This is a genomic window from Streptomyces sp. NPDC008092 (assembly GCF_042957285.1).
Taxonomy (GTDB): Bacteria; Actinomycetota; Actinomycetes; order Streptomycetales; family Streptomycetaceae; genus Streptomyces.
This window is the reverse complement of record NZ_JBIBHY010000015.1, coordinates 264,814-276,789: the sequence shown is the minus strand read 5'-3', so window position 1 is coordinate 276,789 and position 11,976 is coordinate 264,814. Positions and strand designations below refer to the sequence as shown.

At 71.7% G+C, this 11,976-nt stretch carries 10 protein-coding genes; 9 read left to right on the top strand and 1 reads right to left on the bottom strand.

Features of this window, described 5'->3' with window-relative positions; genetic code table 11:
* The first annotated feature begins 167 nt into the window (after window positions 1–167).
* The 6 genes from ACFZB3_RS39395 (at window position 168) to ACFZB3_RS39370 (ending at window position 7,693) form a co-directional block, all read left to right on the top strand.
* Window positions 168–1,130 (top strand): catalase, encoded by a 963-nt coding sequence (locus tag ACFZB3_RS39395; protein WP_391385364.1) that lies wholly within the window; start codon window positions 168–170, stop codon window positions 1,128–1,130.
* A 73-nt stretch (window positions 1,131–1,203) separates the two neighbouring features.
* Complete coding sequence (locus tag ACFZB3_RS39390; RefSeq protein ID WP_391385362.1) at window positions 1,204–1,731, top strand: hypothetical protein; 528 nt, start codon at window positions 1,204–1,206, stop codon at window positions 1,729–1,731.
* Entirely contained in the window at window positions 1,718–3,049 is a 1,332-nt protein-coding gene (locus ACFZB3_RS39385; protein WP_391385360.1) for a Dyp-type peroxidase, read from the top strand. Before ACFZB3_RS39390 ends, ACFZB3_RS39385 begins: the two co-directional genes overlap by 14 nt.
* Before the next feature lie 54 nt (window positions 3,050–3,103).
* Window positions 3,104–3,658 carry a DUF308 domain-containing protein gene (locus ACFZB3_RS39380; RefSeq protein ID WP_391385358.1) on the top strand — a complete coding sequence of 185 codons (555 nt, stop codon included), beginning with the start codon at window positions 3,104–3,106 and terminating at the stop codon, window positions 3,656–3,658.
* Window positions 3,649–4,401 (top strand): SDR family NAD(P)-dependent oxidoreductase, encoded by a 753-nt coding sequence (locus ACFZB3_RS39375; RefSeq protein WP_391385355.1) that lies wholly within the window; start codon window positions 3,649–3,651, stop codon window positions 4,399–4,401. The genes ACFZB3_RS39380 and ACFZB3_RS39375 overlap by 10 nt, the downstream gene beginning before the upstream one ends.
* Window positions 4,402–4,591: 190 nt before the next feature.
* The gene (locus ACFZB3_RS39370; protein ID WP_391385353.1) at window positions 4,592–7,693 is read left to right on the top strand and encodes an AAA family ATPase; all 3,102 of its coding nucleotides are present in this window, start codon (window positions 4,592–4,594) and stop codon (window positions 7,691–7,693) included.
* A gap of 186 nt (window positions 7,694–7,879) precedes the next feature.
* On the opposite strand, the gene ACFZB3_RS39365 is transcribed toward ACFZB3_RS39370, so the two are convergent.
* Window positions 7,880–8,557 carry an RICIN domain-containing protein gene (locus ACFZB3_RS39365; RefSeq protein ID WP_391385351.1) on the bottom strand — a complete coding sequence of 226 codons (678 nt, stop codon included), beginning with the start codon at window positions 8,555–8,557 and terminating at the stop codon, window positions 7,880–7,882.
* Between the two features lie 503 nt (window positions 8,558–9,060).
* Between ACFZB3_RS39365 and ACFZB3_RS39360 the strand changes: the two genes are divergently transcribed.
* The 3 genes from ACFZB3_RS39360 to ACFZB3_RS39350 all read left to right on the top strand — a co-directional run bounded on the left by ACFZB3_RS39360 (window position 9,061) and on the right by ACFZB3_RS39350 (window position 11,941).
* Entirely contained in the window at window positions 9,061–9,183 is a 123-nt protein-coding gene (locus tag ACFZB3_RS39360; RefSeq protein ID WP_391385348.1) for a hypothetical protein, read from the top strand.
* A 254-nt stretch (window positions 9,184–9,437) separates the two neighbouring features.
* Window positions 9,438–11,369: a RiPP maturation radical SAM C-methyltransferase gene (locus tag ACFZB3_RS39355; RefSeq protein WP_391385345.1), complete on the top strand. Its 1,932-nt coding sequence runs from the start codon at window positions 9,438–9,440 to the stop codon at window positions 11,367–11,369.
* Window positions 11,351–11,941, top strand: coding sequence for a DUF5825 family protein (locus ACFZB3_RS39350; protein ID WP_391385341.1), 591 nt, complete (start codon window positions 11,351–11,353; stop codon window positions 11,939–11,941). The genes ACFZB3_RS39355 and ACFZB3_RS39350 overlap by 19 nt, the downstream gene beginning before the upstream one ends.
* Window positions 11,942–11,976: the final 35 nt, after the last annotated feature.

Sequence of the window (11,976 nt, the reverse complement as noted above, 5' to 3'; positions counted from 1 at the left end):
GCGACGCGCCTCCTCCACCCTGCCCGATCCGCGCCCCGCCCGCCTCGGTCATCCGACGATGCCGTGCCCGCGGCGGAGCCGCCGCAGCTCATCGTCATTTGACGCATCCGGACGGCGGCCGCCGCGGCCCACGATGAGGGCGTTCCCAGCGACATCGGAAGGTGCCCATGGCGCAACTCAGCCAGTACGACCACGCGGAAGCCCTGGTCGACGGAGCCCACGAAGTCTTCGGCTTCCATCCCGGATACCGTGCCCTGCACGCCGACGGCCGGATCTACCGCGGCGCCTTCCGCGCCCTGCCGGCCGCCCGCGACTACACCCGCGCCGCCCACCTCCAGGGCGACCTGATCCCGGCCTCGGTGCGCTTCTCCAAGGGCGGCGGCAGGCCGGACGCGCCGTTCGGCGCCACCGTCGGCATGGCCACCCGCTTCTACCTGCCCAACGGCCGCACCACCAACCTGGTGATGCTCAGCCAGCTCCTCTTTCCGGCCCGCAGCCCCGAGGACCTCCTCGAAGCCATCGCGCTGGCGGCGCCGCCGGAGCCCGGCGGCCCGCTGGACAAGGCCGCCCTGCGCCCTTTCCTGGCGAAGCACCCCGAGGTCGCGAACGTCCTGCGGATGCGCGCCGCGTCCCTCGCTCCCACCAGCTTCGCGCACAGCGAGTTCCACGCCGTGCACGTCTTCCGCTACCTCACCGAGGACGACGTCCTCACCAACGTCCGCTGCCACTGGATCCCGCGGGCCGGGGTCGAGGGCCGGCCCGTCGAGGAGCTGGCGGCGATGGACCGCGAGGTCCTCCTGGACGAGTTCGACGAGCGCCTGGCGGCCAGCCCGGTCGGCTTCGACCTGGTCCTGGAGATCGGCCAGGACGGCGACCCCCTCGACGACCCGACCGCCCTGTGGCCCGAGGACCGGGAGCGGGTGACCGTCGGCACGCTCCAGATCAGCGCACCCACGACGCCCGAAGAGCTCGGCGACCCCGTGATGAACCACGACCCGACCAAGGTCACCGACGGCATCGAGCTCAACGACGACCCCATCCTCCAGGCCCGCCGCGGGGTCTACGAGGTCTCCGCGGCCTACCGGACCGGCGGCTGGCACACCTGCCCGTTCGCCAAGCACTACGAGTGACACGCCCATGAAAAAAGTGACCCGGACCATCCACGTACCACGGCTGCGAGCAGCCTTCGAGGAGAAGCACGCCATGACCGACGCCACCACCCCGGCCATCGACGCCACCGACGAGCGCTACGCCCACGCCCAGCCCATCAGCGACCAGCCCGACGGCCCGGGCCGGCGCATCGGCAAGAAGGGCGAGCTCACCATCATCACGCAGCTGACCCCGAACGGGGCGAAGATCTTCCGCGAGCGGGTGGCGAGCATCCAGGCCCAGGCCGGCTACTGGGAGACCAAGGTCGGCACGGTCGACAACTTCCGCATCCTGCTCTTCGACAACGACACCCGGATGCTCATCACCCTCGTCTACGACGGCGACTTCAAGCCCTACCTCGCCGACATCGGCCGCGCCCAGCCCTGGCTGGACGAGATCTTCGGCGAGATAGTCGAGGGCTACAACGGCTACGACGACCCGGGCACCCCGGAGCTGGTGATCTCCCGCTCCTACTCGGCGGACCTGTACTTCCACGCCACCTCGGACAGCAGCGTCCACGACGTCAAGCGCATGAAGCGTCTGAGCGACGCCCTCTCCGAGGTTCTCGATGCGGCCGAATGACGCCGTCGGTGCCCTGGATCTGGACCGGATCCAGGGCACCATCCTGCGCGAACGGCCGCTGCCGTACTTCGGCTCCTACCTGCTGTACGAGGTCGGCGACGCCGCCGAGGGCCGCGCCATGCTGCGTCGGCTGCTGCCCCACGTGACCACGGCCGCCGGCTGGGAGCACCCGGCCCAGGGCGCCTGGCTCAACGTCGTCCTCACCCACCCGGGCCTGGCCCGCATCGGGCTGCCGCAGGAGATCCTCGACGGCTTCCCGCGCGAGCTGCGCGAACCGATGCGCACCCGCAAGGAGTTCCTGGGCGACATCGGGGAGAGCGACCCGGCGAACTGGGACCTGCCCGAGCACGGCTCCTTCGACATCGGGGTGCTGCTGATGGCCCCGGACGAGACCGCGTTCGCCGAGAAGCTGGCGATCGGCCACGGCGCCCAGGAGGACCTGCCGTCCGTGCGCCGGGTGAGCCGTCTCGACATCCGCACCCCGGACAACCTGCGCGAGCACTTCGGTTACGCCGACGGCATCAGCCGCCCGTACATCGAGGGCCAGGGCGGCACCCCGAGGCGCGGCCAGAGCCTCGCGAAACCGGGGGAGTTCGTCCTCGGCTACGTCAACGAACTGGGCCGGACCGCCACCGGCCCGGGCCCCGAGGAGCTGTGGCGCAACGGCACGTATCTGTCCATCCGTAAACTCCACCAGAAGGTCGCGGAGTTCCGCCGCTTCCTGACGGCGCGGTCCGCGGACGAGCACGGCGCCGAACTGCTCGCCGCGAAGATGGCCGGCCGCTGGCGCAGTGGCTGCCCGCTGGCCCTGTCGCCGGACAAGGACGTGACCGTGGAGCCCGAGCGGCTCAACGACTTCGCCTACTACGACGACGACCCGCGCGGTCTGCGGACCCCGATCGCCTCCCACATCCGCCGGGTCAACCCGCGGGACGCGCTCAAGGACACCATCGTCGACGTCCGCCTCCACCAGCTCCTGCGCCGGGGCGCCGCCTACGGCCCGATGCTCCCCGAGGGCGTCCTGGAGGACGACGGCGTCGACCGGGGCGTGGTCCTGGCCTTCGCCAACGCCGACCCGGCCCGGCAGTTCGAGTTCGTCCAGTCCCAGTGGGTCAACGACGGCGACTTCATCTCGGCCGGCGCCGACCAGGACCCGCTCGCGGGCAACCACGTCGCCGCCGCCGACTTCAGCTACGCGGCGAGGCCGGTGCGGCGCCGCCTGCGCGGCCTGCCCGCGTTCGTCGTGACCAAGGGCGGCGAACACGTCTTCCTGCCCGGCGTCAACGGCCTGGAATACCTGGCCGACGGCCGCTGGTGAGATCCGCCGGTTCGGCCGCGGGTCCAGTCATGAATCCCCACGAGGAGAAGAAACGTGTGGTCCTCCCCCTACGCCTGGAGAGGCGTCGTGGCCGTCGTCCTCGGCCTGACCGCGGTCGTCTGGCCGGGCATCACCGTCGGCGCCCTGGTGATCCTGTTCGCCGTGAACTGTTTCATGAGCGCCGGGAACGACGCCGCCGTCGCGTTCCGCGGTGACCGCGCCGGACCCGTCGTGGGCCGTCTCCTGCTGGCGTTCGTCTCGCTCGCCGCCGGAGTGACCGCGCTCGTGTGGCCCGGCATCACCGCCCTGGCGCTCGCCGTGTGGATCGCGGTCTGGGCGGTCGTCGCCGGCCTGTTCGAGATCGGCTTCGCCTTCCGGCGCGGCGCGCCCGCCGGCAACCGCGCGATGTGGATCCTGAGCGGCCTGGCCACCCTTGCCTTCGGTGTCGTCCTCGCCGTCCGTCCCGACGTCGGCGTCCTCACCCTGGCCACCCTCTTCGGCTTCTACGCGATCGTCCACGGCGTCTCCGCCCTGGTGGCGGCCGCGCACACCGCACCCCGTACCCAGCCCGACCGCAACCAGGACGAAGGAAGCCCGCAGTGGACGTGAACGGAAGGACCGTCGTCGTGACCGGCGGCGCCAGTGGCATCGGCCAGGGCCTCGCGACCCGGTTCGCGGCCGAGGGGGCGCGGGTCGTCGTCTCCGACCTCGCGGCGCAGGCTCCGGCCGCGACCGCCGGACTCCGGTACGTCCGGGCCGACGTCGGCAAGGAAGCCGACATCGAACGGCTCGTCGCCGACGTCCTCGCCCACGAGGGCCGTATCGACCTCTTCTGCTCCAACGCCGGGATCGGCCACGAGATGGACCCGATGACCCCCCAGGGCGTGTGGGACAAGGTGTTCGCCGTCAACGTGATGAGCCATGTCTGGGCGGCCCGGCACGTCCTGCCGCACATGCTGGAGAGGGGCGAGGGCTATCTGCTCAACACGGCCTCGGCCTCCGGACTGCTCACCGAACTCACCAGCCCCGGTTACGCGGCCTCGAAGCACGCTGCGGTGGGGTTCGCCGAATGGCTCGCGTTCACCTACGCCGACCGGGGCATCCGTACCTCGGTGCTCTGCCCGGAGGCGGTCCGCACCCCGATCCTCGACGCGGCTCCGTACCTGCTGGGCAACGCGATCACCGTCGAGGAGGTGGCGGACACCGTGCTCCGGGCCGTCCGGGACGAGCGGTTCATGATCTACACCCATCCGACCACACCGGTCCGCTTCCAGCGGAAGGCCGCGGACTACGAGGCGTACATAGCCGGACTGCGCGCCCGGCGATCGGAGGCGACCCGGGCCACGCGCTGAAGTAACTCCCCGGCAGGGAAAGGGAGTTCGCCGAATCGCCCCGTGCAGCCCGGGTGCCGTGAGTCGCGTTGGCGGGCCGGGGGTCCCCCCGGTAGGGTCCTGCCCCGTCACTGGTGATCAGTAGTGGCGCGACGACACGCCGTCACCGTTTCCCTGTGGTCGGCGTCCTGTTCTGCCCTGGGGGCGTGTGATGACGTTTGGCGAGATGCTGCGGGATTTACGCCGGACCGCGGGGCTGACGCAGGAGGAGCTCGCCGAGGCCGCCGGGCTGGCGGCCAGGTCGATCAGGGATCTGGAGCGGGGCCGTCGGCAGCGGCCGCAGCGGCGCACGGTGGAGCTGCTGGTGTCGGCGCTGGGGCTGGCCGGCGCCGATGCCGCCGCGCTGCTGGCCGCCGGCCGTTCCGGTCGGCAGGGCGGTCCTCCGGCCGCTGACGGTGCGACGGAATCAGGTCTGCTCGACCGCCGGGGCCAGCTGGCGGTACTCGAACGCGCGGCCGGTGAGGCCCGGGCCGGCCGGGGTGCGGTGGTGTTGGTGCGGGCGGGCGCGGGGATGGGGAAGACCTCCCTGGTGAACGCGTGGGCGGCGGCCGAGCAGTCGCGGGGGATCACGGTGGTGCGGGGCAGCGGGGGAGAGCTGGAGCAGGACTTCGCCTTCTCGGTACTGCGGCAGCTGGCCGAGCCGCTGCTGGCCCGAGCCGGCGGTGCCGGGCGGGAGCGGTTGCTGTCGGGCCCGGCGGAGGCGGCGTCGCATGCCCTGGGGGTGGCCGGCGCCGACGCGGGCGGAGGGCTGTCGCCCGAGGCGGCACCGGGCGTGCTGCACAGCCTGTACTGGCTGATGGTGCATGTCACGGACGACGGGCCGGTCGCCCTGGTGGTCGACGACGCGCACTGGGCGGACGGCCCGTCCCTACGGTGGCTGGAGTACCTGGCCCGGCGTCTGCGCGGTCTGCCGTTGCTGCTGGTGCTGACGGCACGACCGGACAGCGGGACCCGGGCCGAGCCGCTGCTGGAGCGGATCGGCGCCCAGCCGGACTGCCTGCCGGTCGGGCTCCCGGCGCTGGGCGCCGACAGCGTGGGACGGCTGGTGCGGGCGAGTCTGGGCCAGGACGCCGAACCGCGTTTCGTCGCCGCCTGCGCGGAGGCGGCCCAGGGAAACCCCCTGCTGCTGCGCGAGTTGCTGCGGACCCTGGCCGACAACGATGTCGATCCGCTCGACGACCAGGCGCATCTGGTGGGCGAGTTCCGCGGCCGGATCCTGGCGGACACCGTGGTGAAACGGCTGACGGGCCAGCCGGAGCCGGCCCGGCGTCTGGCCGGGGCCCTGGCGGTGCTGGGGGACGGGGCCGACTGGCATCTCCTGGCCGAACTGGCGGAGTCGGGCGAGGCGCAGGCCCGCGAGCACGGCCGCGGGCTGCGGCGGATCGGTGTGCTGGCACCTGGTGAGCCGGCGCGGTTCGGTCATCCCCTGGTCCGTGCCGCGATCGCCGATACCGTCGTCGGACCGGTGGAGCTGGCCGCCGGACACGCGCGGGCGGCCGAACTGCTGCGGCGCGAGGGAGCGGCCGTCGAGCGGGTGGCCGCCCACCTGCTGTCGGCCGAACCGAGCGGCGAGGCCTGGCGGGTCGAGGCCCTGCGGCAGGCGGCGCGGGCCACGCGCGGCCGAGGTGCCCCGGAGATCACCGCGGGCTATCTGCGCCGGGCGCTGCGGGAGCCGATGTCCGGCAAGGAACGCGGTCCGCTGCTGCTGGAGCTGGGCGAGGACGAGTTACAGCTCGACACCGGCGCCGCACGGCACCGTCTGACGCAGGCCTCGGCCGCGTTGACGGACCCGTACTCCCGCGCCCATGCGGCCTATCTGCTCGCCAACGCGCTGTTCCTCGAACATGAGCACGCGGACGCCGTCGAGGTGCTCACCCGCGCGGTGGAGGACCTGCGGCAGGCCGACGACGGCACCGGGGCGGCCCGTGAGGTGTCCTGGTTCCTGCAGGCCCAGCTGCTCCTGATCGGTTACGACCAGCTGTCCACCCTGCCCACGGCCCGGCGGCTCGCCGACCGGCTGTGGGGTCACAAGCTGGCCGGTGACACCCCGGGCGAGTGCGCGGTCCTGGCCGCGCTGGCCGCCTCGGCCGTCGCCGGGAACGCCGGCGCCACGGTCACCAGCGGCCTCCTCGACCGGGCCCTGCGCGGCGGGCTGGCGGCCATGGACCAGTCGCAGCTGCTCGTGAGCCTGGCCGGGATGGTCTACATGACCACCGACCGGCTCGACGACGCGACGACACGGTTCGACCAGATCGCCGGCACCGGTGCGCGGTGGGGCGTGTTCCTCATGGTGTCGACGGCGATGGTCTGGCAGCTCAGAGTCCACGCGCGCCGCGGCCGACAGCTCGCGCTCACCCCGGACTTCGGACACCCCGCCGCCGCGGCCGGCGAGGGCCTGGAGCATCGGGCACGGCTGGCGCTGATGGCCCAGGTGGGCGAATCGCTGATCGAGCGGGGCGACCCGGCCGCGGCGGCACGGGTGCTGGTGCCGGACGCCGACACCGACCGGGCCGGCTGGCTCTGGCAGGGGCAGATGCTCCTCGCCCGCAGCCGGGCGTACGCCGCGCAGGGCAGTGCGGCCGCCGCCCTCACGGTCCTGCTCGAATACGGAGCGCAGGAGAAGCGGACGCGGGTCACGAACCTGACCGGGGCGCCCTGGCGGTCGCAGGCGGCGCTGCTGCACCTGGCGCTCGGACAGCGCACCGACGCGCTTCAACTGGCCACCGAGGAACTGGAGCTGGCCCACCGCTGGGGCACCGGGCGAGTGATCGGCCTGGCGTCGCGTTGCCTGGGCGTCGTCACGGGCGGCGCCGAGGGGGAGGCCCTCCTCCGCGAGGCCGTCGCCGTGCTGGAGCGGTCTCCGGCCCGCCTGGAACTGGCCCGCGCCCGGTACGAGCTGGGCGTCGCGCTGTCGCACAGGGGAGAGGCCGACCAGGCCCGCCGGGTGCTCACCCGGGCACTGGACCTCGCCGAGACCTGCGGCAGCGTCCTCCTGGCCGGCCGGGTACGGCGGGCGCTGGCCGGGCTGGGGGTGCACCCGAAACCCGCGCCGGCCCCGGCTCCGAACCTGTCACCGACCGAGCACCGGCTGGTGGAGCTGGTCGGCGCCGGTCACAGCGACCGCCAGGTCGCGCAGGCCCTGCTGCTGACTCCGCAGGACGTGACCGGCCTGGTGGAGCAGGTGGGCCGCAGGCTGGGGGTGCCCGGCAGGGCGGAACTGGTGCGCCTGGCCGGAGCCGGCCACCCCCGGTAGGGGCCGCCGGACCCGGACCTCCGGGTGCGAGAGGTCCGGGCCCGGCCCTGGCCGTAGCGCCGCACTGTGCTCAGCGCGGGTTCGTGACCGCCCTGAGCCCCCGGCACCGGTCCGCCGGGCGGTCGCGATGCGGTTGTGGACGCCTGGACCGGACACCTCCCGGCGTCCGTACGGGGATCCTGTCCGTCACGAGCTGCGCAGGTTCCACAGGTGATCGTCCCACCCGTTGTTGCCCCACGATGCGTTGAAGCAGGGGAAGACGGTCAGCTGGGTGTTGTCGGCCAAGTCGGAGTTGTCACCTGCCCAGCCGTTGACATCGAGGCAGGCGCCGTTCTGGAAGTTGACGATCTGGTAGTCCCCCGTTGCGCCGACGTCGTTGAGCCACCATTCCTGGTTGTCGCGGGAGGGCTCGGAGTTGCAGCCGAAGACGCTGACGGCCGAGCTCGACGGCGCCGCACCGTAGCCGGGCAGGTCGAGGCACAGGGTGCTCTTGGTGTTGACGAACTGGAAGAGGCTCAGCGAGCCGACGGTGCGCGTCGGCACCATCTTCCACCGCTGGTTGTCCGAGTCGGAGAAGTTGCAGGTGAACTGGGTGACCAGGGTGTTGGCCGGAACCGCCCCGTAGCCGGGAAGGTCCGCGCACTTCTTGGTCCACTGGTTGTACAGGTTTATCGGGCCGCTCGGCGCGTCGGCCGAACCGAGCGAGGAGACGCTCTGGGAGCTGGTGGCGGCGGTGGCCGTGGCCGTGGCCTGTGAGGCGAGGAGCGCTCCGGCCGCGATGGCGGCCGCGACCGCGACGCGCCTGAGCTGGTGGCCTCGCGTGGTGACCGTGGTCGATCCGTGCTGCTGTGCGGGAGTCCGCATGGTTCTCCGTTCTCGGCGTCAGATCTGTGAAGCCCTCGTCCGTGGTCCTGGCTCACGGCGACACGGGCACCGCATCAGGGGTGCGGTGCGCGCCGCTCACTCCCGGAGGGCTTTCGTGCGACCGGGGGCTCTCGGGTACATGTCGGGCAGCCTCCGGCGTCGGCCCTGCGGGGCACCTTCCTGCACGTGACGAGGAGGGGCGGCCGCCTGACCGTGTACAGAAGAACACCGGGGCGGGTAGGGGCACCAGGAAGAAGAACGGGACGGACCACCGGAAGATCTACCGGAACGGATTCAGGAGCGCGGGGCGGAGCCTCACGGGCTTCAGCGGACCGTCTCGTCCCCGCGCCGGTCTCGCCGGTCCGGCGGTTTCCAGGGGCGTCGGAATACGGCGCGTCAATGCCCGGTCCGTTGAACGGGACGGGTCGCGACAAGGCGGCCGGGGCGCATCAGGCTGAAGCCGACGATGTACGGCGTGCCGGTACGGCCGTCCGGTATCGGGCGTGCCGGCACAGGAAACGGCCGAGAGGAGGAACGCCATGGAGAAGACCGTCGTTACCAGCGACCCGCAGAGCAACGAACGGGAAGCGGTCAAGGTCGAGGTCGGTGTGACCATCAAGTTCTGACGCCGGCCGCCCTTCGCCGGAGCCGCCCGGCACTTCCGGTGCGGCCGGGCCCAGGTCGCACCGGAAGCGCCGTCCCACCCCGGAGAGCCGGCGGACAACGAGCAACGAGGAGAGCTGAAACCGTGGAGAAGACCGTCGTCGAGAACAACCCGCAGGACCAGCACCAGCAGAGCACCCAGTCGACCTTCACCGCGATCATGGTCGCCGTGACGGTCAAGTTCTGAATCTCTCCGCCCGATCACGCTGGGGAGCACATGAAGATCACTCTGGTCTGCATGCCGTGGGCCACCACGGCGACTCCGTCACTGGCACTCGGCATTCTCTCGAGAAGAATCGCGAAGACCCATCCCGAGGTCGCGACCGAGACCGTCTACGCCAATATCGACTTCGCCGACTGGATGGTCGAGCAAGGGGGCCTGGGAGCCGCCGAATTCAGCTTCTTCTCCCTGCACAGCTATTTCCTCGGATGCGGCGACTGGGTGTTCTCCTCCGCTCTCTACGACGACCCGTCCTGGCGGGTCGACGAGTTCACCCGCGCGTTCCAGGACAGGATGACCGCCGACCAGATGGCGGCGTCCCTGCGGCTGCACCGGACCGTACCCGCCTTCATCGACGCGCTGGCCCGGCGCATCGTCGCCGACGGCCCCGATCTCGTCGGAGCGACCTCGACGTTCCAGCAGAACGTGGCCTCGCTCGCCCTGCTGCGCCGGATCAAGGAACTGGCGCCCGCCACGAGGACCGTCATGGGCGGCGCCAACTGCGACGGCCCGCAGGGCGAGGCTCTGCACCGCAACTTCGGTTTCCTCGACTACGTCGTACGGGGCGAGGCGGAGCGGACGTTCCCCGAACTCGTCGCGGCGCTCAAGGGCGACCACGAAGGTGACACCTCCCGCATCGCGGGCCTGTGCCGGCGCGACGCCGCCGGCCGGAGCGTGAGCAATCCGGCGTCCGAGCGGCTCCTCGCGCCGTCCGAGATCCCCTCACCCGACTACGACCCCTATTTCGAGCGGCTGCGGCGCTCCCGCGTGCAGTCCTGGTACGAGACGGTGCTCACCGTGGAGGGGGCGCGCGGCTGCTGGTGGGGCGAGAAGCACCACTGCACCTTCTGCGGGCTGAACGGCTCGGCGATGACGTTCCGCAGCAAGAGCCCGCGCACCTATCTGGAGGAGATCCTCACGCTGGCCGAGCGCCACCACGTCCTGGATTTCTTCGCGGTCGACAACATCCTGGAGATGTCCTATCTCGACTCCGTCCTGGACCGGCTCGCCGACGCCCCGTTCGACCTGCGCATCCAGTACGAGGTGAAGTCGAACATGAAGCTGTCGCAGATCAGCCGGATGCGCAGGGCGGGGGTGGTCAGCGTCCAGCCGGGCATCGAGAATCTCAGCACCCGCGTGCTGAAGATCATGGACAAGGGCGTGAGCGGCACCCACAACGTGCGGTTCCTGCGGGACGCGGAGAGCAACAGCCTCTCCGTGGCCTGGAACTACCTGTACGGCTTCCCGGGCGAGACCGCCGAGGACTACCTGCCGCTCATCGAACAGTTCCCCGCGCTGCACCACCTGCACCCCTCCAACGGGGTCAACCGCATCGCGCTGGAACGCTTCAGCCCCTATTTCGACCGGCCCGAGCTGGGCTTCGCCGAGCGGCGTCCGCACCAGCAGTACTATGTCACATACGACCTGCCGGAATCCGAACTGACGGACCTCGCCTACCTGTTCGAGACCACCGACCGCGGTATCGACGCCAAGGTGGCGGAGCAGCTCACCCGCGCGCTGGACGAGTGGGCCGACAACTACCTGCACAGCCACCTGTCCTGTGTCGACCTCGGCGACCGGATCCAGCTGTCGAACTCCCGGCCGCACTTCGCCTGGCGCACCCTGACCCTGCGGGACGCCACGGAGACCGAACTCTTCCGGGCGCTGCACGACCCCCGGTCCGTCGACCAGCTCGTGCGCCGTACCGTGCAGTCCGGCACGCCCTGGGACCGGGAACGCGTCGAGTCGCTGCTGGCCGAATGGCGCCGCCTGGGGCTGGTCTTCATCGAGAACGACCGGGCCGTCCATCTCGCCACCGACCACGAGAACCAGCTGATCTGCCGCATCCGGCGCGAGGCGGACAGGACCGGCGGACCCGAACTGGCCCTGGAACTGGCCGAGGAGCCGGCATGCGTGAAGATCTCCTGACCGCGGTGGCGGCGGCGCGGCCGCAGGGGCCCGTCGGCGACCGGGTGCACGACCTCTACGGCAGCGGTGTGCGGTGCGTGGCGCTCGACGAGCCCGTCTCCCTGCGTTCCCCCGGCCCGCGCGACCTGCGTGCGCTGGACTTCGTCCGGATCGCCACCGCCCGAGGCCTGCTGGTGCGCTGGCATCTGCGCGCGGGGCGGCGGGCCCTGCCCGCGCTGACGGCGCATGACCTGTCCCACCTCCAGCCCCCGCTCTCCCTGGACGGCCCCCGGTCCGCCGAGCGCCTCGCGCAGTGGAACTCCCGTTTCTACATAGGCCGTTGCGTGTGGCGCCGGGGTCCCGGATTCGTGCAGGTCCGCGACCGCAGGGACGGCGTTCTGCAGCGCTACGACCTGATCCGGCCGGAGTACGCCGAGGCGGTGCCCCTCCTGGAGAAACAGCAGCCGGAGGCGGTCGATCCGGAGGTCCTCGCGGCACTGCGGGCCGAACGCCTCCTCCTGACCTTCGGCGGCCAGGACTGGTGGGCGCCGTACCTGATGGACCGCTGGCCGGTGCCGTCCATGGTGCTGTGACCGGTACCCGCCAGAGTCGCAGGACATCGCAGGGC

What these genes read in the sequence shown, in the direction of transcription:
- ACFZB3_RS39355 (WP_391385345.1), top strand. Translation starts at nt 9,438, where the DNA reads ATGAAGATCACTCTGGTCTGCATGCCGTGGGCCACCACGGCGACTCCG.
- ACFZB3_RS39395 (WP_391385364.1), top strand. Translation starts at nt 168, where the DNA reads ATGGCGCAACTCAGCCAGTACGACCACGCGGAAGCCCTGGTCGACGGA.
- ACFZB3_RS39385 (WP_391385360.1), top strand. Translation starts at nt 1,718, where the DNA reads ATGCGGCCGAATGACGCCGTCGGTGCCCTGGATCTGGACCGGATCCAG.
- ACFZB3_RS39350 (WP_391385341.1), top strand. Translation starts at nt 11,351, where the DNA reads ATGCGTGAAGATCTCCTGACCGCGGTGGCGGCGGCGCGGCCGCAGGGG.
- ACFZB3_RS39370 (WP_391385353.1), top strand. Translation starts at nt 4,592, where the DNA reads ATGACGTTTGGCGAGATGCTGCGGGATTTACGCCGGACCGCGGGGCTG.
- ACFZB3_RS39390 (WP_391385362.1), top strand. Translation starts at nt 1,204, where the DNA reads ATGACCGACGCCACCACCCCGGCCATCGACGCCACCGACGAGCGCTAC.
- ACFZB3_RS39365 (WP_391385351.1), bottom strand. Translation starts at nt 8,557, where the DNA reads ATGCGGACTCCCGCACAGCAGCACGGATCGACCACGGTCACCACGCGA.